The 20,379-nt window shown below is 44.1% G+C and carries 22 protein-coding genes and 3 tRNA genes; 7 read left to right on the top strand and 18 right to left on the bottom strand.

Annotated features, from left to right (window positions below):
* Positions 1–30 precede the first annotated feature (30 nt).
* Positions 31–1,443: a type I glutamate--ammonia ligase gene (glnA, locus tag METMK1DRAFT_RS12110; RefSeq protein WP_009074557.1), complete on the top strand. Its 1,413-nt coding sequence runs from the start codon at positions 31–33 to the stop codon at positions 1,441–1,443.
* A 32-nt stretch (positions 1,444–1,475) separates the two neighbouring features.
* Here glnA and folE read toward each other — a convergent pair whose 3' ends face one another.
* The 3 genes from folE to moaA are packed head-to-tail and all read right to left on the bottom strand — an operon-like array spanning position 1,476 to position 4,168.
* A complete protein-coding gene (gene folE, locus METMK1DRAFT_RS12105; protein ID WP_009074555.1) occupies positions 1,476–2,108 on the bottom strand; it encodes a GTP cyclohydrolase I in 633 nt (210 codons plus the stop codon).
* Positions 2,109–2,163: 55 nt separating this feature from the next.
* Positions 2,164–3,174 carry an aminopeptidase P family protein gene (locus tag METMK1DRAFT_RS12100; RefSeq protein WP_245544667.1) on the bottom strand — a complete coding sequence of 337 codons (1,011 nt, stop codon included), beginning with the start codon at positions 3,172–3,174 and terminating at the stop codon, positions 2,164–2,166.
* Between the two features lie 46 nt (positions 3,175–3,220).
* Entirely contained in the window at positions 3,221–4,168 is a 948-nt protein-coding gene (moaA, locus tag METMK1DRAFT_RS12095; RefSeq protein ID WP_009074552.1) for a GTP 3',8-cyclase MoaA, read from the bottom strand.
* A gap of 37 nt (positions 4,169–4,205) precedes the next feature.
* Here moaA and METMK1DRAFT_RS12090 point away from each other — a divergent pair, with 37 nt between their 5' ends.
* Positions 4,206–4,391, top strand: a complete 186-nt coding sequence (locus METMK1DRAFT_RS12090) for a hypothetical protein (protein ID WP_009074550.1) — start codon at positions 4,206–4,208, stop codon at positions 4,389–4,391.
* On the opposite strand, the gene METMK1DRAFT_RS12085 is transcribed toward METMK1DRAFT_RS12090, so the two are convergent.
* The 9 genes from METMK1DRAFT_RS12085 to METMK1DRAFT_RS12045 all read right to left on the bottom strand — a co-directional run bounded on the left by METMK1DRAFT_RS12085 (position 4,375) and on the right by METMK1DRAFT_RS12045 (position 13,020).
* Positions 4,375–5,037, bottom strand: coding sequence for a BUD32 family EKC/KEOPS complex subunit (locus tag METMK1DRAFT_RS12085; protein WP_009074549.1), 663 nt, complete (start codon positions 5,035–5,037; stop codon positions 4,375–4,377). The two genes, METMK1DRAFT_RS12090 and METMK1DRAFT_RS12085, sit on opposite strands and share 17 nt — an antisense overlap.
* Before the next feature lie 49 nt (positions 5,038–5,086).
* Positions 5,087–5,992 carry a cysteine synthase family protein gene (locus METMK1DRAFT_RS12080; RefSeq protein WP_009074547.1) on the bottom strand — a complete coding sequence of 302 codons (906 nt, stop codon included), beginning with the start codon at positions 5,990–5,992 and terminating at the stop codon, positions 5,087–5,089.
* A 37-nt stretch (positions 5,993–6,029) separates the two neighbouring features.
* Positions 6,030–6,254, bottom strand: a complete 225-nt coding sequence (locus METMK1DRAFT_RS12075) for a sulfurtransferase TusA family protein (RefSeq protein ID WP_009074545.1) — start codon at positions 6,252–6,254, stop codon at positions 6,030–6,032.
* Complete coding sequence (locus tag METMK1DRAFT_RS12070) at positions 6,251–6,652, bottom strand: DsrE family protein (protein WP_009074544.1); 402 nt, start codon at positions 6,650–6,652, stop codon at positions 6,251–6,253. Before METMK1DRAFT_RS12070 ends, METMK1DRAFT_RS12075 begins: the two co-directional genes overlap by 4 nt.
* A 131-nt stretch (positions 6,653–6,783) precedes the next feature.
* Complete coding sequence (locus METMK1DRAFT_RS12065) at positions 6,784–7,842, bottom strand: nucleotidyltransferase family protein (protein ID WP_009074542.1); 1,059 nt, start codon at positions 7,840–7,842, stop codon at positions 6,784–6,786.
* Positions 7,839–9,632 (bottom strand): glutamine--fructose-6-phosphate transaminase (isomerizing), encoded by a 1,794-nt coding sequence (glmS, locus tag METMK1DRAFT_RS12060; protein ID WP_009074540.1) that lies wholly within the window; start codon positions 9,630–9,632, stop codon positions 7,839–7,841. Before glmS ends, METMK1DRAFT_RS12065 begins: the two co-directional genes overlap by 4 nt.
* Positions 9,633–9,651: 19 nt before the next feature.
* Positions 9,652–10,599, bottom strand: coding sequence for a mevalonate kinase (gene mvk / locus METMK1DRAFT_RS12055; RefSeq protein ID WP_009074538.1), 948 nt, complete (start codon positions 10,597–10,599; stop codon positions 9,652–9,654).
* A 7-nt stretch (positions 10,600–10,606) separates the two neighbouring features.
* The gene (locus METMK1DRAFT_RS12050; protein ID WP_009074534.1) at positions 10,607–11,758 is read right to left on the bottom strand and encodes a threonyl-tRNA synthetase editing domain-containing protein; all 1,152 of its coding nucleotides are present in this window, start codon (positions 11,756–11,758) and stop codon (positions 10,607–10,609) included.
* Complete coding sequence (locus tag METMK1DRAFT_RS12045) at positions 11,755–13,020, bottom strand: MBL fold metallo-hydrolase (protein WP_009074532.1); 1,266 nt, start codon at positions 13,018–13,020, stop codon at positions 11,755–11,757. Before METMK1DRAFT_RS12045 ends, METMK1DRAFT_RS12050 begins: the two co-directional genes overlap by 4 nt.
* A gap of 55 nt (positions 13,021–13,075) precedes the next feature.
* Here METMK1DRAFT_RS12045 and METMK1DRAFT_RS12040 point away from each other — a divergent pair, with 55 nt between their 5' ends.
* Positions 13,076–13,420, top strand: a complete 345-nt coding sequence (locus tag METMK1DRAFT_RS12040) for a nascent polypeptide-associated complex protein (RefSeq protein ID WP_048087995.1) — start codon at positions 13,076–13,078, stop codon at positions 13,418–13,420.
* On the opposite strand, the gene METMK1DRAFT_RS12035 is transcribed toward METMK1DRAFT_RS12040, so the two are convergent.
* A complete protein-coding gene (locus METMK1DRAFT_RS12035) occupies positions 13,386–14,105 on the bottom strand; it encodes a helix-turn-helix domain-containing protein (protein ID WP_009074528.1) in 720 nt (239 codons plus the stop codon). The two genes, METMK1DRAFT_RS12040 and METMK1DRAFT_RS12035, sit on opposite strands and share 35 nt — an antisense overlap.
* 40 nt (positions 14,106–14,145) lie before the next feature.
* Between METMK1DRAFT_RS12035 and METMK1DRAFT_RS12030 the strand changes: the two genes are divergently transcribed.
* The 3 genes from METMK1DRAFT_RS12030 to METMK1DRAFT_RS12020 all read left to right on the top strand — a co-directional run bounded on the left by METMK1DRAFT_RS12030 (position 14,146) and on the right by METMK1DRAFT_RS12020 (position 16,746).
* A tRNA-Pro gene (locus tag METMK1DRAFT_RS12030) sits at positions 14,146–14,221 on the top strand.
* Positions 14,222–14,362: 141 nt separating this feature from the next.
* Entirely contained in the window at positions 14,363–16,180 is a 1,818-nt protein-coding gene (locus METMK1DRAFT_RS12025) for a thiamine pyrophosphate-dependent enzyme (protein ID WP_048088096.1), read from the top strand.
* Positions 16,168–16,746: a 2-oxoacid:acceptor oxidoreductase family protein gene (locus METMK1DRAFT_RS12020; RefSeq protein ID WP_048088095.1), complete on the top strand. Its 579-nt coding sequence runs from the start codon at positions 16,168–16,170 to the stop codon at positions 16,744–16,746. The genes METMK1DRAFT_RS12025 and METMK1DRAFT_RS12020 overlap by 13 nt, the downstream gene beginning before the upstream one ends.
* Here METMK1DRAFT_RS12020 and METMK1DRAFT_RS12015 read toward each other — a convergent pair.
* The 4 genes from METMK1DRAFT_RS12015 to METMK1DRAFT_RS12000 form a co-directional block, all read right to left on the bottom strand.
* Positions 16,728–16,817, bottom strand: a tRNA-Ala gene (locus tag METMK1DRAFT_RS12015). The two genes, METMK1DRAFT_RS12020 and METMK1DRAFT_RS12015, sit on opposite strands and share 19 nt — an antisense overlap.
* A gap of 406 nt (positions 16,818–17,223) precedes the next feature.
* Positions 17,224–17,553: a hypothetical protein gene (locus METMK1DRAFT_RS12010; protein ID WP_009074524.1), complete on the bottom strand. Its 330-nt coding sequence runs from the start codon at positions 17,551–17,553 to the stop codon at positions 17,224–17,226.
* A gap of 639 nt (positions 17,554–18,192) precedes the next feature.
* Positions 18,193–18,723, bottom strand: coding sequence for a cob(I)yrinic acid a,c-diamide adenosyltransferase (locus tag METMK1DRAFT_RS12005; protein ID WP_009074521.1), 531 nt, complete (start codon positions 18,721–18,723; stop codon positions 18,193–18,195).
* A gap of 196 nt (positions 18,724–18,919) precedes the next feature.
* Positions 18,920–18,993, bottom strand: a tRNA-Ala gene (locus METMK1DRAFT_RS12000).
* A gap of 199 nt (positions 18,994–19,192) precedes the next feature.
* Between METMK1DRAFT_RS12000 and METMK1DRAFT_RS11995 the strand changes: the two genes are divergently transcribed.
* Positions 19,193–19,627 (top strand): phosphate-starvation-inducible PsiE family protein, encoded by a 435-nt coding sequence (locus METMK1DRAFT_RS11995; RefSeq protein ID WP_009074519.1) that lies wholly within the window; start codon positions 19,193–19,195, stop codon positions 19,625–19,627.
* Between the two features lie 18 nt (positions 19,628–19,645).
* Here the strand turns inward: METMK1DRAFT_RS11995 and METMK1DRAFT_RS11990 are convergent, their stop codons facing one another.
* Positions 19,646–20,341 (bottom strand): ParA family protein, encoded by a 696-nt coding sequence (locus METMK1DRAFT_RS11990; RefSeq protein WP_009074517.1) that lies wholly within the window; start codon positions 20,339–20,341, stop codon positions 19,646–19,648.
* Between the last annotated feature and the right edge of the window lie 38 nt (positions 20,342–20,379).

Below are 20,379 nucleotides of genomic sequence, written 5' to 3'. Positions count from 1 at the left end.
CTTATATACCCTTTTAGGTAACCCTTCCCCATGCCAAAGACACCTGAGGAAGCAGTAGAATACGTCAGGAAAAATAAAGTTGAATGGATAGATCTGCAGTTTACCGATGTACCAGGTAGACTTCAACATGTTACAATTCCTGCATCAGACTTTACGGAGGAGGATATCAAAGTAGGTTTTGGGAAGTTAGACGGCAGTAGTATCAAGGGTTTCACTACCATATATGAGAGTGATATGGTTCTCTCCCCAGTGTTGGAGTCATTGAATGTCTTGCCTTGGTCCCCCAACGTGGCTAGAGTCCTCACGAAGGTTTACTGGGGGGGAGGAAGAGGAAGATTTGAAAGAGATCCAAGATATATTGGAGAGAGGGCTGAGGAACATTTAGCGGAAGCGGGGTATGTGTCTTACTATGGTCCGGAACTGGAGTTCTTCCTCTTCGATAGGGTGGATGTGGACGTCAAAACCCCTCAGAGTGGTACTGGTTATAAAATAACTGCGAGAGAGGCTCCATGGAATGGAGGAGGATATTTAATAAGGTATAAAGAGGGATATTATCCAGCCCCACCTGTAGATCAATTGATGGATGTGAGACTTGAAATAATACAAACACTAACAAAGTACTTCGGTTTTCATGTCGAGGCAGCTCACCATGAAGTGGCTACCGCTGGTCAGGGAGAGATAGACTATAGGTTTTCGACTTTAGTAGATTCTGCAGACAAACTACAGACCCTTAAGTACGTTATAAGGAACGTTGCATCGAAACACAACCTGGTTGCTACCTTTATGCCTAAGCCGATGTTTGGCGACAATGGAACTGGTATGCATACACACTTTAGTCTCTGGACCAAGGACGGAAAGAAGAACATGATGTATGATCCAAACGATGAATATGCTGAGATCAGTCAGTTCGGGAGATATGCGATAGGTGGCATATTAAGTCATGCAAGGGCTTTATCTGCAATAGTATCCCCAACAGTCAACAGTTACAGAAGACTTATACCTGGATTTGAGGCCCCAGTCTACATAGCGTGGAGTAAGGGTAATAGGAGCGCAGTGATAAGGGTACCTTCATATTATAAGGGAATGGAGAAGGCGAAAAGAATAGAGTACAGGGCACCAGACCCTTCAACTAACCCTTACTTAGCCTTTGCTGCAATTGCCGCAGCTGCCATGGATGGCGTCACTAAGAAAATAGACCCAGGAAATCCAGTGGATGAGAACATTTACCACCTGACTCCTGAGAAGAGGAGGGAGCTCGGAATAAGGGAGTTACCCAGATCCCTAGACGAGGCGCTAGATGAGCTGGAAAGTGATAACGAGTTCTTGAAGCCCATATTCAACCCCTCCATATTAGAAACCTTCATCGAACTAAAGAGAGAGGAAGCTAGAACCCTTCAGATGTATCCCCATCCCATGGAGATCTACTACTACCTGGACGTGTGACTTTATCGGTTATACTCCTTTTAGGTCATGACTTATAAAACATTTCCATTTTTACCTTTAGATATTTCTAGTAATCTAAAGACATGATTCCTAAGGCTCCTGTTGGTCTTAAATACTCCTCTCATAGCTGTGGAGACCAGCTTGGCCTCCTTGTCTTTAACCCCCCTCACATACGCACACATGTGAATTGCATCGCCTATTACCATTACACCCTTAGGTGCGACCTCACTGGCCATGAGAGCGTCTGCTATCTCCTCAACTAACCTTTCCTGAATTTGTGGTTTTGAAGCATAATAGTTCACTAATCGTATTAATTTGCTGAAGCCTGCCACCTTACCTTCTTTTCCTACAACGTATGCTATGTGTATCCTTCCCACGAAGGGGAGAAGATGATGTTCGCAGAGTGAAGAGAATTGAATGTCAGAGGCCAATACAACCTGATCCTCTACAGCACTCTCATCTCCATTTTCACTTATTCTGAAGGCCTTTATTTCAGGTTGAGGAGTTCTCAGTCCAGAAGTCATTTCTATAAAGGCCCTGGCCACCCTGGAAGGAGTATCCAGTAAGCCCTCCCTATCTGGGTTCTCTCCAAGTAACTCCAAAATTTCTCTAACGCGTCGTGCTATTTCTTCTTCCAATTTTTCCTTGCTTATTGAAGTTTCCATGTCCAAACAGGTGTAAGTGCAAAAGACGGATAAAAACCCTTTATGTCAAAAGGACTTAGATGAATTTATAAAGGGTCTCTAAGACTTCAGGCTTGCCCTTCTTAACTATTATAGTGTCCTCGATCCTGACTCCGACTCTGTCTTTGATGTATATTCCGGGCTCAACTGTAATGACCATGTTCTCCTTGAGAATATCCTTTGATTTCATGGAGACCAGCGGGGCCTCATGAACATCTATACCCACTCCGTGACCAGTAGAGTGGATAAAGAATCTCTCGTAACCAGCCCTCTGTATCCTCGATCTGGCCATTTTGTCCACCTCCGAGGCCTCAACACCATCTCTGACTAAATCGATGGCCTCTAGTTGTGCCTCCAAGACAGCTTCATAGACTTTTCTAAGCTCCTCGTAACTAAACTTAGGCAGAAAGGTTCTAGTGCTGTCAAAACAATACCCCTCGAATCTAGCCCCTATGTCGACCACCGCGTTATCACTGGCCTTTAACCGGCGGAGAGATGGTATGTGGTGCGGTTCGGCAGAGTTTTCCCCAAAGGCAACTATGGAGGGGAAGGCATACTCTTCAGCTCCCATTTCTTTCATTGTAAAGTCAATTAGCCCAGATATATTCAACTCCGTAACTCCACCCTTCGTGAACTCCTCCAAAGCTCTGTTCATGGCCTTAGCTGTTATTTCGTGGGCTTTCCTGATTTTATCCAATTCTTCCTCATCTTTTATAGATCTGATGGAACTAATCTCTGAGGAGATGTCTTTAATTTTCCATTTATCCCTTATACTGTTGTAAAGCTCGGCAGAGAGAGACCTTACGTCTAGGCCTACCTCAGATTCACTTATACCTTTACAAAGGGTCTCAATTGCTTCAAACATTCCTCCTTCAATTAAATCCTCGGCGATCCTCACTGGGAAATATGATCTGACTTCCAATCCTTTGGTTTTCTCAGCTCTGTTCCTTTCTAGGGCAGGCACCACTAAATAAGGAACTCTATCACAATAGAGTAATGTACCCATTCCCCTATAACCAGTGAAATAAAATAGGTTTGAATCTCCCATTATCACTATATTTTTAAGATTCGAGTTCTCTCGGATCTTCTCTAGTTTATCTAATCTCAAGTGGTCTCGAAAGAAACTTAAAGTTAGGCTCCCTAATAGCTATAACTATTTCATAAGCCCTCCTAAGAAGTTCCCGTTTCTCCCACAGGGGCAGACTAGACGTGAGAACGTTTCTTACATCCACGACCTTATCGTCTCTGTATAAGCAAGTTTTCAACTTGCCATCTACGGTAAGCCTAACCCTATTACATCCGGCACAAAAGATGGGATTAGCGTACGGTTTCACAACCTCGACCACAAGACCCGAAGGTAGAACATATCGTGGCCGAAAGTGTTTTTCTCTTATCTCAATCTTATTGGAGGTCTCGAAGAGTTTACGCTCTATTGAATCTAACCACTCGTGAGTGGAGAAGCTTTGTTTCCCTAAGCCTACGGGATGGAGTTCAATGAGGTGGAGTTCGTCCACTCCGACTGACTCAGCGAAGCTAATGATCTTTTCTACTTGATCTGTGTTCTTCTTGGTGAGGACGAAGTTCATCTTTACGGGCCTTAACCCTGCTGATACGGCTGCCCTAATTCCCTCGATAACCCTCCTTAGGCCATCAACTCCCGTTATCTCCTTAAATTTGTCCTCCTCCATGGCATGGAGGCTTATGTTGACTCTATTTAACCCGGCCTCCTTTAGTTTCACAGCCAGTCTATCTAAGAGGAAGCCGTTAGTTGTCATAGATATCTCCCTGACATCTGCCTCCTTTATTGCTCTTATCACGTTTATCAGATCTCTCCTTAGAGTAGGTTCTCCCCCAGTAAGTTTCACAGAGTTTATTCCAAACTCCCTCCCTACTTCGGACACCAAACCTATCTGCTCTGGGCTTAATACCTCACTCTGTTCCAGCCCTTCCCCTTCCATATGGCAGAAGAAGCAAGAGAAGTTGCAGACATGGGTGAGTGTGATCCTTAGATCCTCAAGAGGTCTCCCGTATCTGTCTATCATCAACACTTAATTACTTCCTTCGTTTATAAACTCGCATATGAACGACATGATATGTCCTAGGTGTGGAGTGAGGATGGAGTTCATATCAGAGGCAGAGAGTTCCGGTGAGAAGAAGACGATCAGGTACTTCTACAGATGCCCCGCTTGTGGAACGAAAATACTAGATTCCCAACTGACAATCTTGAGAGGCCAAGAGAAGATCCTCATCAGAATTCAGACATAGCCTTCCTCAGTATCGTTAAGTGAAGTGGAGGGAACATGGATAAAAGCTGTACGTTTCTGAGGCTCAGCGCCTTGAGGACAACTTCCCTGTCTGGTACGTAAATTGAAAGGAATTCTTTGACAACTCTTTCAAAACTTCTCACATCTTGGATGAACTTATATGAGATGAAAAGAAAGTATACAAGCAAGTCCCAGGCCTTTAACTCGTTTTCTTGGGTCCTCACAGCCTCCTCAGCGTCGATAACCCATACTCCATTATTTATGAGGAAGTTTTCATATTTTGTATCTCCTAGTGCAAAATCCTCCTCATGTATCTCTCTGAGGACATGTGCAACCTCTACGAAGTCCTCCACACTATTTGGAATCCTTCCATCTATATACTCCCTGACTATACACTTCTCATCAGTATCAAGATCAACTATAGTAGGCACCCTTACCTTTTTCCATGTGTAAGTCATGAAGTCGATCTCCCTAGACATTCTAGCCTTAGGACTCGCTACATACGGAAAAGAACGAAATACAGACGAGATGAAGTACCACTTCAAACCCACATTGGATCCGTAGCATTTCACAACATATTTCTTACCTCCGTCTTCGATAACCTTAGTCTGGAGATAGAGCGATCTTAGTACATTTTCTATGTTCATTTTCCAGGCAATATTATCCTCAATTGTTTAAATCTCTAAGCTTCGGTCATCAATAGGATTGACTGGATTCCATCAGTGTAGCCATTTCGTCTATGTACTTATAACCATCATCGGGGAAAATTAGGACCGTGGTCTTTGAATCTGCTAACTTTAAATAGGCGTTCACTGTGGCCCCTGAGCTTAACCCAACTAATATCCCTGTACTCCTAGCTACCTTCAGAACACCATCCATTGCCTCCCTCGAAGTGACCTCAATTACTCTGTCGATCTTGGCCTCTAAAGCTAAGGTGTCGCCGTTCTGTCTCTTTATCCCAGGTATCCTCTCCCCGTCGGCTGGCTGAACTCCCACTACCTCTACATCGTCTCCATATTTCTCCTTAAAGAATTTAGAGAGACCGGCCACATGTCCTCCCGTTCCCATGGTAGCTATAATTCTTTGGGGTATCTTACCCATCATCCCAAGCTGTCTATCTATCTCCTTGGCTGTAGTCTCGTAATGAGCTAGTATGTTGAATTGACTCTGAAATTGATTTAAGTGATACATACTAGAGCTCTTGGAGAACTCTTTAACCAACGGAATTAGATCGTTAGTAGATTTTCCCGCCTCAATAAGCGAAGCACCTAATATTTTCATTGCTATCTTGAAGGATTTGGGGGCCGTAGTCGGGATGAAAGCCACAAATTTTCTATCGAATATAGCTGAGAGAGAGGAGATAGCAATTCCTATGTTCCCTGAGGTAGCTTCTGTGATGTTTTCTGCACCCTTTCTTAGGGCATCTCTGAACAAGAACCACGCTGTCCTGTCTTTTATACTTCTACTGAAGGGGTTGAAGAACTCCAACTTCCCCCAGACATCTTCTCCTATAGATAGTTTTAGGAGTGGCGTTGGCCACATTCCTTCTAAAAGTTGAACTGGATCCTCAAATACCCTGAGTTCAGGGTACACAATACGCATCTACCCAACACTCATGCTAAGTCCAGATATAATAAACCTATCTCTTCAACCTAAGCTTGATCACTAGTTTATTACCGTCCCTACTGTATCCCAAAAACTCATTTCCAGTCTCATTGCACCATTTTTCCAATTCTTGGGCAACGGCCTCCCACGGCGATTTCACTATGATCTCCTCTTCAGAAGGGGGAGTTAGAGATCTCCATAAACGCATTACCTTCAATATCACTACGGGGCACACTTCGCTAGTTTCCAGGACCTTCATAACGTGACCACCACGTCAGAATCCTGTGCCTCTTTAAGGTATGTTATTCCTCCAGAAAGTTTCACCGAGTCGAGGAGATCTTCCTTAGATAGCCTAGCTATTTTTAGACCCACTTCATCCACGAAGAACTCCACCCCCTCCTTTATTGCCTCTTCGATTAATTCTTCAGCGTCAGGTATACCTATCCTTTTCATCTGGGTCGAGACAAATAATCTAGCTAAGAAGCCTAATCTAAGTTTGGCTCTCCCCTTGAACTTTTTGGTGAATAACAAAACCGCCTGTGAAGTCACGAAGAATTTTACAGTCCAGTCAAGCGATCTAGCGTCTAACGCGAGCACAAGTCCGTGATACAATTTGTCCATACTGTTATCAGCCAATAGTATAGTAAGCTTACCCATAGGGATACTCGTCTATCCCTAATTTATAAAGATGGGTTTGAGGAGACGGAAAACTTTGCCGTTCACGGAGGAGATGGATGGGATAAATGTCGGCTAACAAAAACGAAATAAAGAATGAATAGAGAAAACCCCTATTTCCTGAAGGCTGGTCCTACTAAGGATCCATGGCTTAATTCTCCACCTGGAGAAATTAAGGCACCAAACTTCCTCTCACCTTTCCTCTTTAATGCTGCAGGATAACTGATTGTCACGGCTGAGGCTCCTATTCGAGCCTCAGTTCCTATGACACTGTGGGTGATATAGGACTTAGAGCCTATTACTGCCCTCCTCCCAATTAGAGAGTGAGCGACCTCGCAATAGGCTCCAATCACTGCCCCCTCTTCAATCGAGGAGTAGTCCCTAATCAGGGAGAAGGAACCTACATAGGCATTTTTCCCTATGTAAGCTGGGCCTTTAAGTATTGCATAATCCTCTACAATTGCCCCCTCCTCAATGACTACGTTCTTTCCTATGATGGCCGTACTGGATATAGTGGCCCTATTTGAGATAAAGCTGTCTTTCCTATTGAGAAGATTTTCTATGGCACTTAATAGATCCTCTGGAAATCCTACGTCAACCCAAGGGCCTGACCATATGAAGTAAGCAGCTCTATCAGCTATACTTTCGAGATAGTCCAGAAACTCGCTGAACTCTCCCTTAGGTAATACATATGCTCCAGCCAAAGCTAACGTGGAGCCTTCTTTCACTATATGTAATCTCTCGTTTAATTTAACTAACCCATACGTATCCAATCCTTCGTACACTGGAACAGTAGACAGTACTGGTCTGCCACTCTCGTTATACCTTCCTATCAACTCGGAGTAGAAGTTGTCTGGTGCTATAATGTCTCCAAAAGCTAGGACGAAGTAATCGTCCACTCTCTCCATACCGTCCCTAATTGCACCGGAGATACCTGGAGTGACCTGCCTTATGAACTCCATTGAGGCATCTATGCCATCAAGGGCGTCCTCTATCTGTTTTCCCTTATCATTGACCACCACCACAAACTCCCTAATCCCTGCCTTCCATAGACCTTCTACCACATATCTTACTACTGCCTTGCCAGAGACCTGTATTGCTTCCTTCTGCTCCTTCTCCGTATACGGCAACAGGTTCTCTCCTCTGCCTGCGGCCAGGATTACTGCCTTCATTGTACTGTCACCGTCTTTGCAAGATTCCTAGGCCTGTCAGGATTTACTCCCTTACACTTTGCAGCATAGTACGCTATTGCTTGGATGAGTGGTGCCATAGCCAATGGGGCAAGTCTAGTATCGCTCACGCTAACACTCACTTCCCTCCATACCTTGAGCTCCTTGTTATCGCTGAGTCTGTTGTTGATGCTGAGAACTATGGTCTCCGCACCTCTAGCACTCATTTCCTTGATGTTATTTGATAGCTCCCCTACAAATTCTCCTAAGTTAATGAAGACAACAGGGAACCCCTTTTCCACGAGGGCTATAGGTCCATGTTTACTCTCGCCTGCGGGATAAGCCTCCGCGTGTATGTAGGCAATCTCTTTAATCTTTAGTGCACCTTCAAGGGCCATGGGAACACCTAAACCCCTGCCCAGATAATAGGCGTTACTCTTCTTGCACAGTTGGGTTCCTATTTCTAGGGCATACCCCATTGCCTGTAAGGAGTTCGTAACAGTTTGTTCGGCCTCTTTAAGGTATTCTACGTCCTCTCCAAGGAGGTTAGAGGAGAGAAACAGTAGAGCTGCAACCTGTGACGTGAACGTTTTAGTCGCAGCAACTCCTACTTCAGGTCCGGCCCTAGTATGGAGTGCGATGTCGCTTTCGTGGGATATACTGTTACCCAGAGTATTTGTAAGTGAGAGTATCCTGGCTCCATTAGCCCTATAATGCTTCGATGCAATTAAGGAATCCATCGTTTCCCCACTCTGACTGATCACCAGAACCGCATCATCTTCAGTTGCTCTGAAATAGTGATGCTCCGAGGCTATTACAGGTATGGAAGTGAGACCAGCCTTCTGAAGCCTTAAAGCAAACATGAGTCCAGCGTGATAACTAGTTCCCGCCCCCACAACGAATATTCTCCTAGCTTCACTCAAGCTCTTAATGGCCTTGGAGACGATCTCGGTCTCTCTCATCATTGACCTTAACGTCTCCCTCACTGCCAAATGACTCTCCAATATCTCCTTATGCATAAAGGACTCGTAGCCCTCGTGAGAAGAGGCTAGGGACTCTGTGTCCTCTGTGTATAACCTACTATTCGTATCCACTCTCTCTCCTGAAAATTTTTCAATATATCTCTCTCTAGCGGATATATATCCAAACTCTTCATCATTTATTGGAATTATCTTATTGGTTACCATGAACATACTCCACGAATCGCTGGAGATCAATGTCATCCCGTCAGCTACCCCGATCTTCAAGGGGTTATTCCTCTTAGAGAAGAATATTCGAGGGTCACCCTTAATCACAACTAGAATAGCATGGTCTCCCTCTATCGACAGAATTGCCCTCTTGAAGGCCGTGAAATTGTCCATTCCCAGTTTTCTATAGTGTTCAATTAGGTGGGCCACGACTTCTGTGTCCGTCTCGCTCTTGAATTCATGACCTTTCTGAATTAGGTCGTTCTTGAGTTCAGCGAAGTTCAGTATAGTTCCATTATGAACTACGGCGATTTCACCCGAGCAGTCCGTGTGCGGGTGGGCGTTGATATCACTTGGCTCACCGTGAGTCGCCCATCTAGTGTGACCAAGGAAGACTTTCCCCTTCATAGTTGAGGGTGATCTCTTCTTTACAAATTCTTCTACGCTCCCTTTTGCTTTTCTTACCTCTATTCTGTCTTCGCTCATTGATGCCATTCCAACGCTGTCGTAACCTCTGTACTCTAACCTCCTCAGTATCTCAACAGTCAGCTCAGCCAATTTTCTATCACTGAGCTTCTCTGAAGCTATCCCTATTATTCCGCACATGAATAGTGCATCTATATCACTAATTTATTTCCTTTGTCGTCACTCCCGTCGAATTAATTTCACTGTTCACGATTTTGAGTCCCTTAGACTCTAAAAGGATTTCACTCTTGGGCTCTCTCACGCATATCACTGATCCTCCTCCACCTCCTCCACTCATTTTACAACCCTTCATACCTAATGACCTTGCAGTGGAAACTAGTTCGTCGATTGTCGGGTGGGAGACGCCCAATGAGGACAGGAGGCCATGATTCACATACATCAACTCTCCTAGGAGACTATCATCCCCAGATTCTAGGGCTTTCCTAGCTAGCTCAGTGACTTCTCCTATTACGTCCATGATTTTGTCAACTATGTGACCTCTGTCCCTCAGTCGCTTCACTCTCCTAAGGATCTCAGCTGTAGATGTAGCTCTCCTTATATAGCCAGCTGCAATTTGCAGATTACCGTTTATTCTCATGACGTCATCAGAGTTCCTAGGGAAGTAGAGGAGGCCTCCTAAGCTAGTCGTGTAAGTGTCCATTCTGCTTCCCAATCCTTGTACGCTCCTCTCTATCTCCCTTGAGATTTTGGCTATTTCCTCAGGGCTGTAGTTCAGTCCAATATATCTCGAGTATGAAGCTACCACACCAACTATCACTGCAGCACTGGTTCCTAAGCCGACAGATGGTTCCACAGTAGACTCTACCGACACGTGTACAGGTCTCCTATCCTGAAAATAGTTTAGTGCAGCTATAACGTAGGAGAGAACCCTGTTCAATTGTGAACTCTCTGCCCTCATTTCATCAAGGTCTACTTTTATATTTCCTATCGTCAAGGTGTTTGAGGAAACTATAGTTTTGTCACTCTTCTCCACTCTCACCTTCATGGTCTCAGATATCGCCATGGCTATGGCCGGATATCCGTAAACCACTGCGTGTTCTCCAAAAAGTGTTAACTTCAGGGGAACTATGGCTTCTACTGACCTCATTTTTAGCTTACATCTCCTTTAGACTTAATGGGACGTTTTGGGGCAAGAGAAGATCGTCCCCAGCCTTCACGGCTTGTACCAACTCCTCCAACTTCATGGGTCTTTGCTCCCCCGTTTCCCTTATCTTAACTGTTAGAGTTCCAGTCTTTATCTCCCTCTCTCCAACAATGACGACGAAAGGTATCCAGTCAGTTCCAGCTCTCCTTATCTTATTACCTAAAGAATCATCTATGTCGTCCACTTGAACTCTAAGGCCACGTTTCATGATTTCCTCCCCTATTTTCCAAGCTTCAGGGTTTCCCTTTATCTGTAACACCCTCACATGGATAGGGCTAAGCCATAAGGGCAGTGAAGGCGTATTCATTTTTTTGGATTGTAAAAGAAAATAATATAGTAGTACCCCCAGGTCAATCCTCAATATGTTTTCATGCTTTCTCGTCCATAGAACGTACGTATTTGAAGAGTCTGAGAAGGTCTCTGGAAGGCCAAAATCGCCTTTCCCTCTATAATTGCAAAATAATTTCGGATCCTCATTGACACAGGGCAACAGCCTACCGGTGGGCCTCACATAGTTAACTACCAAGTATCCCTCAGGGACATCCTCCGTGTTACCATATATTACTCCCTTTGCGTTCAACAATTTCTTCAGTCTCTCTATTATCGCTGCCTTCATGAAGCTAGCGTTGGGAGAATAGGGAAAACCGAACTTATGACAGACATCGAGTTCCTTCGATTTCTGGTACTCCGTCTCGTTAGTGATCCTCTTTGAGAGTTCGCTCAAAGGATGGCCATAACAGGTTAAGCTAAAAGACTTATACCATCCGAATGGTGCCCTACTGACGTTTAGTCCGATTTCTCTCAACCTCTCATGGAGTTTTCTTAGCATTACTAAAGCGATCGATGGTTCGGCGAGGTTTTGGGACAGGTGTGCGTAGGGATATATGACCACGCTAGTAGCGTTTACCCTCTTCACCACGTCCATTATGGACTCCTTAGCTTTTTCTACTGTTGAATCATCGTCTCCCTTCTCAACCGACGTAAAGACTACTAGTACGTTTTCCAGTGATAGCTCCCTAACCTCGGGTTCCTCGGCTTTCTCTATAGCCTTCTCCTTTACTTGATAGGAAAACTGAGAGGCGTGTATCAATAATAGTATCATACTTGAATCTCTTGTCCGTTTTCTGGTACTAAAACTTCTACACCAAACCTCTCCTTAACTAGACTGGAGAAGGATTGTGCACTATCTGGAGATGCGTGTACAATTATCAGTTTCTCCAGATTCTCTGAGGTCTTTATTATATCTATAAGCTGATTCCTACCAGCGTGGCTTGAGAAGTCGAACATCTGTAACCTTGCCTTCAATAGGGGTGAACCTTCGTCAAACTTTCCGATCTCAAGCAACCTTCTTCCAGGCGTGTTCTCGGCCTGGTAACTAACGAGGAATATCGCATTCTTAGGATTGTCGGCTATTTTCTTATAGTAATACACTGCCGGTCCTCCCTTTAGCATGCCGGCGCTGGCTACTATAACGGCATTGTTCCGCCAGGCTCTACTCCTATCCTCCCAACCTTTAACGTAGTGGAACTCTTCGTAAGCCTTCCTGAGGGCATCAGTATCATTAATGTATTGCGGGTTATTCATCATTATCTCCATTATTGTTCTAGCCATACCGTCGTAATATACTGGATATGGTATCTTATATTTAGCAAGTACTGCCAATATTTCCTGACTTCTAGATAAACTAAAGGCCGGAACTAGAACAGTCCCTCCTCCCTCCAAGACTTCCATGACGGACTTGTAGAATTCCTCTTCTACTTCGCTTCGAGGAGGATGATTAAACTTCCCGTAGGTGGCTTCAGTTATAATCACCTTCGACTTCTTCATTATCTCAACTTCAGCTGGTCTTACCAGCTTAGCATTGGTTACGTTGATGTCACCGGTATAGGCTATGTCTCCCTTTTCAGTCTTTACAACAGTTATGGCACTTCCAGGTATGTGACCTGCACTGGAGGTAGAGACAGTAAAGGGTCCTATCTCGGTCTCTTGCCAGTAGTTGAAAGTTTCAAAGTTATCCATGGTTTTCTTCACCTCTACCCACTCAAACGGCACCTTCTGTCCTGAAAGCTTTATGAAGTCCTTCAGCATCAGCTCCGTAATGTATTTGGTGATCCCAGTGCCGTAAATCTTCTTGGTAGTCGAAATTTGATAAATAGGTAAAGCCCCTATATGGTCCAGGTGAGCGTGTGATATCACGAAGCCACTCACCTTAGAAGGAGACTCCTGAAGAGGAAAGTTGGGTTCATCCTTTTGATTGAAGTTGACCCCGTAATCTAGGATTATGCTTTCTGAAGAGTTGGAGATTTCAATCCCAGCTCTCCCCACCTCTTGGCCTCCACCAAGTATCTTCACTGTATACTGCATTTGTGACAACAACGGTAACCGCAAATATTAAGTTTGAGTTACAACATTATTCCTCATAATGAAGGTAAAACCTAAGGATCTAAAGAAATTGGAGAGACTTGGAGTCAAGGCCGAGAATATAAATGCTACAAGAGTAGTAATAGAGACCCCAGAAGAGAATATTATAGTGGACTCGCCCATTGTGACCAAAGCCAACGTAATGGGTCAGGAAGCTATCACGGTCATGGGTCAGATAAGAGTGGAGAAAAAGTCACAGCCCTCAACGTATAAGGACGAAGACGTCAGGTTTATCATGGAGCAGACAGGGAAATCCGAGGCTGAAGCTAAGGAGGCTTTAGCCAAGGCAGGGGGAGACATAGCGAAGGCTATTCTGCTTCTGACCGAAGGGCAAGGCCCTTAAGCCCCTTAATCAGCTCCTCCTCTGTCCTTTTAGTGGATACTATAACGTTTATTCCCTCCCTGTTCGCCATGAGTATGGCGAGAGGATCCATCCTTATTGGTCTATGAAGGACAACAAGCTTCGGCTTTATTGGTGCTATCTTAAGGGCTATCATCGGAGATCTTCCACTAGTCACTTTAGTGAACACAAGTATTCTGTTGAAGGTTATGGAGAGGAACTGATAGAACTCCATTCCGCTAAGTGACGTAATGGCTTTTACGCTGTCCGTAATAACGTAACCGTAGACCTGGATGTTGTCTATATCGGTGCATAGGGGAACTCCATCCACGGCGACAACGACATCCTGGAGTGTCATGGGAGAGACGAAGTCTTTCATGTCAACTATGAAAGGAAAGTTCAGCGAGAAGACCTTTCCGAGTTCATTGACTATTTTGAATCCCCTCTTGGAGTCAGCTTCGATGAGTCCTTCAACGAATTTCTTCACGAATGCGCTCCCTGGTTGTCTTCTGTTTCTTTCGTAGTCAGCTATCACAGACTGTGATACTCCGAGGATTCTCGCCAACTCAGACTGTGAGATTCCAAATGTTTCTCTCCACTTTCTCATCGCAGTGCCTGGGTTCTCACTCCACACTATGTCTCCCGAGATCCTCTTGGCAACACTTTCAACAATGTAGTCAATAGTCATTGAAAACATTTTTAAAACTGGAAATTATAAGCTGATGTAAGGGCCCGTAGTCTAGCTTGGTTCAGGATGCGACGTTCGGGTCGTCGTGGTCCCGGGTTCAAATCCCGGCGGGCCCATATTATGGGAAGGTAATCTGTAACGATAGAACGAAGAACCTCATATGCGGTTATGAGCCTATTTTAAATTTGACCCCAAGATTTTAAGATTATCAATATTCAGTCTTATTAGTTGAAATTCACAAAACTATAATGATAATCATGATAGAACTTCGGAGCACCCTTCTTTTGGGAAACCAGGCGATAGCTCTAGCGGCTTTAGCCTCGGGGGTATCTGTGGCCGCAGGTTATCCAGGTACTCCATCAACAGAGATAATAGAGACGCTCATGGAATATAAAGACATTTACGTAGAATGGAGCACCAACGAGAAGGTTGCCTTTGAGACAGCTTACGGTGCTGCGATCAGCGGAGCTAGAGCGATGGCGTGCATGAAACATGTTGGAGTAAACGTAGCATCGGATTCTCTAGTCTCATCCTCATACACGGGAGTTGATGGGGCCTTGGTCATAGTTTCTGCAGGGGATCCAGGTATGTGGTCATCCCAGAACGAGCAAGATAACAGATACTATGGTCTCATGGCCCTAATACCCATACTGGAGCCATATGATCCTCAATCGGCTCACGACTTTACTGTAAAAGCCTTTGAAATTAGTTCTAGGGTCGGTCATCCAGTCATCCTAAACACCACGACCAGAGTGAGCCACGTGAGGGCCCCAGTAAAGACACTCCCCAGATCTTCACCAGTGAAGGGAAGTCTTAGGAAGAGACCAGACCGATATTCACTAGTTCCCGATGTAGCCAGGAGAGACAGGGATCTACAACTGGAAAGATGGGAGAAAATAAAGGAGGAACTGGAATCTTTAGTTGTAGTTTCGGGATCAGGCAGAAAGGCAATAGTCGCTTCTGGGATTTCCTATCCTTACGTCAAAGAGGTCCTAGAGGACTGGAGACTACAGGACGAGGTCAAATTAATCGGAGTCTTCTCACCGGTGCCCCTACCTGATAAGGTTGGGAGGGAACTCATGGACGTTGAGGAAGTTCTTGTTGTAGAGGAACTGGAACCTATTGTGGAAAACCAGCTCAAGTCCTTCGTAGTAGATGAGGGGCTTCACATAAGGGTACAGGGAAAGAAATTGACTGGAAGATCTGGAGAAATGACGCTCAACAGAGTAAGGTTAGCCATATCCAAATTTATGGGGCTAAATTCAGAAGTCCTTGAAAGGCACCTCCAACCTAATGTTCCACCCCGACCTCCGGCTATGTGCCCAGGATGTCCCCACAGATCCAGTTTCGTCTTTATGAAGAGGGGGGTAATCCTAGGAGGAATGAAAGAGACCTTTTATTCGGGGGATATTGGCTGTTACTCCTTAGGAGTGCTTCCGCCCTTTAACGTACAAGATAGTCTCATCTCCATGGGGAGTAGTATAGGAATAGCAAACGGCGTTTATAGGTCAACAGGAACTATCCCTGTGGCAGTCATAGGGGATTCTACCTTCTTCCACGCAGGACTTTCTTCACTTGCCAACGCCGTATACAATAACACTCCACTCCTAGTGGTGGTCCTGGATAATAGATCTACCGCGATGACTGGACAACAACCCAGTCCGTCTGAAAATATGGACATAGCTAGGGTAGCTGCGGGATTAGGGGTTGAATATGTTAGCGTTGCTGACCCCTTTAGTACCGACTTCTCTAAGGCTGTTGCTAATGCTATCTCTTGGGTCAAAGTAAATAAAAAACCAGCACTATTAATAGCGAAGAGGGCATGTGCACTTAAAGCCGTTGAGGGTTTTTCTGAAAGACCTCTAGCTTTCGTCAACGAGGATAAGTGCACCGGATGTACTATATGTTACGATCACTTCACATGTCCTGCTATTATGAGGAAAGCCAATAAGAAGGCGCACATTGATCCCAGGGAATGTATAGGTTGTGGTGCTTGCGTACCCATCTGTCCCTTCAACGCAATACTCCTGAAGGGGGAGAAGCCTGAGGGATGGGATAGGGCATGGTTAAGCTAAACATATTGATATGCGGGATAGGTGGCCAGGGAGTAGTCACCACAGGTAAGATACTGGCAGAAGCCTTTAGTAGGAGGGGTTTCAAAGTTATGGAGGCCGAGACTCATGGGTTAGCACAGAGGGGAGGAGCAGTCAACGTTCACGTAAGAATTGGGGATATTGAAGTTCCTTTAATTCCAGAAGGAGGGGCAGACTACATGATAGCATTAGAAGCCACTGAGTTGTTGAGAAATATTAATTTCCTTTCTAAAGATGCAGTGATCTTCGTAAACGCAGAGACGAAACCCTCGGCACTGCCAGGCCAACCTATGGTAGATCTGAATTATATCCTAAGTTTCTTGAAAAAGTGGAGAACATTCGTTGTTGATTGCCGGAAGATCTCGCAGAGTAGCGGAGGTTATTGTAATATTGCAATGTTAGCCTACTTGTTCCAGTTTGGCCTAAAGGAATTATTGGACATCGAAGACATTTTGTCGGCTATCCCTGGAACGGTCAATAAAAGACTATTCATTGAGACGGTTTCTGCGAGCCAAAATTACGTAGTGAGTGGACCGGCCGGGATTTGAACCCGGGGACCTCTCGGTGTCCTGCTCAGTGGTTGCAAGCCGAGCGCTCTTCCAGGCTGAGCTACCGGCCCACACACTTTCATCGTATTTATGGAGCTTTAAGATTAATTCTCGCCTTGCAAGAAAGCGTTCTCGGTACCACAACTCCCATAAAATAATTCTATGCATTGGTACAATGGTCTGTCCATAATTATGATCTAAAAAAAGACGAAATGAGTTTCTTACTTCAATTTGAAACTTATTTCACATAAGTTTCTCAAGAGCTCTATCACTCCTTCACCCTCACCTCAGCAGTTCAAGGATCAATAGCTAATTCATTTTGTTTAGCAAGTCTTATAATAATCAATTGCCAATTTAGGCTGAGCATCAACAGAGAATCAACAGAATTCTACTGATTTAAGGTCAAGAATTACAATCTGCAACGGAGCCCTGAATCGCCCTGGGCATTTTCCCTTAAACTATCTATTCTACGGAAAATCATTTCTTCGTAGTCAAAGATTTCCCCTTATTCTCAGACAAATTGGGATTAGGTATCACCACAGTGATCAGGAATCCCTCTCTCTTAAGCCTTTCTATTTCTTTGATAAGCGATCTAGAATATTCAAGCCTTATTATCATTGGTTCTGAAGTATCTAGGTCTGAAGACTTGATATATTCCACTAGTCTTTTGTGTCCCAAAGGGATTAGTACTACGTCCGCCTCGGTTTCCTTGATGATATCCCCTATACCCATGTTCAGCTCAAGTTCAGTAGCCTTGCTCCAATTCACCAGCTTGACCATTTCTACATCTTTTCCGACTATCCTCATTATATTAATATTGTTTAGGCGTGGCCGTAATGTCACGCACTAATATAAATTGGTATTACAAGAAGCAACCATGTTCGTACTACTCTTGAGGAACGTTCATCTTCAGGAATTTATCGTTAATGTGGAGAATTCTGAGGGAAAAGTTCTATTCCCAGAAAGAGTTTTGGTTCTACTCCAACTATAGGGCTGGGTATTGAGAGAGTGTCACAAGTGGCAATAATTGAATAAATTTATGTTCAAATTATCCGTGAATAATCCATTCGAGGTAGGAGTTATCTAGAAGTTCTGAATTTCCTCTCGGATGAGGGTCCGTAGTAACACTTAATGGGGAGGTCGTAGTACTGGAGCCTGGATGTCTGCTCCAGCCTGAGCCAATTCTGGCAAGAGCCGACCCACGTAATGTGGCATCTCTTGGAAAGTCGATTTTCCTTTCACTAATTATTTCATTTTTCAATAAATTGAATGTCTTCCTTGATATTGAGAGATATAATTCACCCCTGTTCCTTCCCGCTCATAATTCGATGCTTCTATAGTGTTTTGTTCGTTCAAATATTCCCACTTTGGACTCTCTTGAGGGTCAAGTTTTACGTTAGATCGTAATGAACAATGAAAAAGGAGTCATATATGTAGAAATGGCTTTCATTGTTTCCCTTGCCATATTGGATTACCATTTCCAGTTCTTTGATTAACCCATAGGGCTAATACGAACATAAGGGTGGAGAAACGATTCAAATAAGCCAAATGGACTGACTTAGCTAAACCACCCTTGACTAAACTAACGATGCTCCTCTCGGTTCTCCTACTTACTGCTCTAGCTAAATGAAGAAGAGATGCAGCAACGTGCCCCCCAGGTATGACGAAGTTTCTTAGAGGAGTCAGTTGATCGCCATAAAATTCGATTTCATGTTCGAGTTTCCTTACTTTATCTTCCCCAAAACCACTGTCAAATCCAGCTATCTCTGAAGAGAGCTCAAATAGGTCCCTCTGAAGACCCTGTATCAGGGATTTTACTTCAGGATAAAAACTGACGACTAGTCCAAGTACCGAATTCAATTCGTCTATGTTGCCAAGTGCTTCTATCATCTCGTCGTCCTTCCACACCTCTCCTTTTGACGGGACTTTAGTCTTTCCAGAATCGCCCAAGCCAGTGTACCACTTCATTTTGCTCATGTTCTCAAAGGTAGTTATGAGAATTATGCACAATATATTTCAATGAGATGCAGTTCCGTATCGATAATTGAGTCTAACGAACTACTTGGGGGCACTACCGCTCTGTCCACGACAGTTAAATGGGATTTCCCGTTTGGAGGAGAAAGTTTCTACAACGTTAGATCATGTCAATTAGTGGATCGAACTCATCTTTGAGTGGACCGGCCGGGATTTGAACCCGGGACCTCCTGGGTGCGAACCAGGCACTCTTCCAGGCTGAGCTACCGGCCCACAACGGAAATTCGGCGTCCAGTATTAAAATAGTTACCCAATACCTAGGCTTCTGGAGACTTTCTACTCTCCTTATAACTCCATCGAAAGTATTCTGTTTTTAATAATTTAATATAATGTATATCGAACATGATTTTGAATGACGCTGAGAGTCATCTTCCCAACATTTATAATAGTCCCTTTGTTCAATTGAAACGTAATGAGGCTACCTAATAGCGTATTTGTGATAAAAATCGTATCTATTATCGTTCAGATTTTCCTTCTCTTGGGACTAGGTTTCGCAGTATTAAGTACGATATTACAGATAATCTCAAGCTTACAGTTTGGTTTTCTGTTAGTAGCGTCAATAGTCTTAGAGAATGTCCTCCTCATCATTGTCTTCTTAGAAGTTTACTTGAGCGCTCTTGACTTTTTTGAGGGAAGAGGCAGAAGCGTGGTCTACGTTATAGATGCAATGTTGTCCTTTGTAGCTAGGGAAATAATAATTGAAATTCTAGCTCCCCCAGTTAACGCGATAGATTTGCTCACTCTATCGGCTCTAATAGCATCGGGCGCTTTCGCTAGGTTCATTCTTACAAGGAGATCGAGATCTTCAAGGAGAGGTGGTAGATATAAGAGAGGATCAGCCCAATGAGATTGGGCCATTGGAGAGTTAGCTTGTCCTCTCTAACCTAATAGCTTGCGCGAGCTTTGACGCCATATCGACTATCTGGGGAGGTATATCCGCATTCCAAAAACCATTAAAGGATAAATTCCTTAAGAACGGTATCTTCACTATACCGTAGATGGGACTGACACCAACCTTTATTTCCTTATTCATATCCTCTTGCCTTATCATGTTGACAGTGAAGAAGTCCAGCAGCCCCGAGTCTACCTGACTCGTTTCCTTTAAGATCATCATATAGGAGGAAATCATCTTTTCCGTGGATTTTATAATGAAATCATGGGGTGGTGAAACTGCTATAATGTGGGAAGAGTCCGAACGGGTCCTATAGAACAGTTCTAACTCGTATGATGCAACCCTATCGTAAAGTGGGAGTCCATAGTCGAGAATTAGAAACTCTGCTTCATCGATAATCTCGTCATATATATCCTTGAGGTTGGGTGATTCATTAAGTTGGATAAAGGGCAGATGAAAGGAAACTATCTTAAGTTTACCATCTTCTGCAATGAAATCGTGTCCAATGGTCAGACATCCCTTAATCCCCATGATGTTACTGATGGTCCTCGAGCTGCTGAGATCAAGAAGTACGACAGAAAACTCATTGGCCAAAACTTTGGAGAGACCAAAGGCTATGGTGGACTTTCCAGTACCCCCCTTTGCTCCAAGGATAGCTATCCTATACATTCGTTCCCACAACTCTTGACTAAAGAATATATCTTTAA

It is taken from the genome of Metallosphaera yellowstonensis MK1 (assembly GCF_000243315.1).
GTDB classification, from domain to species: Archaea; Thermoproteota; Thermoprotei_A; order Sulfolobales; family Sulfolobaceae; genus Metallosphaera; species Metallosphaera yellowstonensis.
This window is presented reverse-complemented; position numbering and strand designations above follow the sequence as displayed.

Bases quoted from the DNA above. Each gene is read 5' to 3' on its own strand.
- METMK1DRAFT_RS11990 (WP_009074517.1), bottom strand. From the start codon at position 20,341: ATGTATAGGATAGCTATCCTTGGAGCAAAGGGGGGTACTGGAAAGTCC.
- glnA (WP_009074557.1), top strand. From the start codon at position 31: ATGCCAAAGACACCTGAGGAAGCAGTAGAATACGTCAGGAAAAATAAA.
- METMK1DRAFT_RS12025 (WP_048088096.1), top strand. From the start codon at position 14,363: ATGATAGAACTTCGGAGCACCCTTCTTTTGGGAAACCAGGCGATAGCT.
- METMK1DRAFT_RS12070 (WP_009074544.1), bottom strand. From the start codon at position 6,652: ATGGGTAAGCTTACTATACTATTGGCTGATAACAGTATGGACAAATTG.
- folE (WP_009074555.1), bottom strand. From the start codon at position 2,108: ATGGAAACTTCAATAAGCAAGGAAAAATTGGAAGAAGAAATAGCACGA.
- METMK1DRAFT_RS12050 (WP_009074534.1), bottom strand. From the start codon at position 11,758: ATGATACTATTATTGATACACGCCTCTCAGTTTTCCTATCAAGTAAAG.
- METMK1DRAFT_RS12085 (WP_009074549.1), bottom strand. From the start codon at position 5,037: ATGAACATAGAAAATGTACTAAGATCGCTCTATCTCCAGACTAAGGTT.
- METMK1DRAFT_RS12080 (WP_009074547.1), bottom strand. From the start codon at position 5,992: ATGCGTATTGTGTACCCTGAACTCAGGGTATTTGAGGATCCAGTTCAA.
- METMK1DRAFT_RS12005 (WP_009074521.1), bottom strand. From the start codon at position 18,723: ATGAGCAAAATGAAGTGGTACACTGGCTTGGGCGATTCTGGAAAGACT.
- METMK1DRAFT_RS12065 (WP_009074542.1), bottom strand. From the start codon at position 7,842: ATGAAGGCAGTAATCCTGGCCGCAGGCAGAGGAGAGAACCTGTTGCCG.
- METMK1DRAFT_RS12045 (WP_009074532.1), bottom strand. From the start codon at position 13,020: ATGCAGTATACAGTGAAGATACTTGGTGGAGGCCAAGAGGTGGGGAGA.
- mvk (WP_009074538.1), bottom strand. From the start codon at position 10,599: ATGAGGTCAGTAGAAGCCATAGTTCCCCTGAAGTTAACACTTTTTGGA.
- METMK1DRAFT_RS12090 (WP_009074550.1), top strand. From the start codon at position 4,206: ATGAACGACATGATATGTCCTAGGTGTGGAGTGAGGATGGAGTTCATA.
- moaA (WP_009074552.1), bottom strand. From the start codon at position 4,168: ATGATAGACAGATACGGGAGACCTCTTGAGGATCTAAGGATCACACTC.
- METMK1DRAFT_RS12020 (WP_048088095.1), top strand. From the start codon at position 16,168: ATGGTTAAGCTAAACATATTGATATGCGGGATAGGTGGCCAGGGAGTA.
- METMK1DRAFT_RS11995 (WP_009074519.1), top strand. From the start codon at position 19,193: ATGAGGCTACCTAATAGCGTATTTGTGATAAAAATCGTATCTATTATC.
- METMK1DRAFT_RS12100 (WP_245544667.1), bottom strand. From the start codon at position 3,174: ATGGGAGATTCAAACCTATTTTATTTCACTGGTTATAGGGGAATGGGT.
- METMK1DRAFT_RS12075 (WP_009074545.1), bottom strand. From the start codon at position 6,254: ATGAAGGTCCTGGAAACTAGCGAAGTGTGCCCCGTAGTGATATTGAAG.
- METMK1DRAFT_RS12035 (WP_009074528.1), bottom strand. From the start codon at position 14,105: ATGACTATTGACTACATTGTTGAAAGTGTTGCCAAGAGGATCTCGGGA.
- glmS (WP_009074540.1), bottom strand. From the start codon at position 9,632: ATGTGCGGAATAATAGGGATAGCTTCAGAGAAGCTCAGTGATAGAAAA.
- METMK1DRAFT_RS12010 (WP_009074524.1), bottom strand. From the start codon at position 17,553: ATGAGGATAGTCGGAAAAGATGTAGAAATGGTCAAGCTGGTGAATTGG.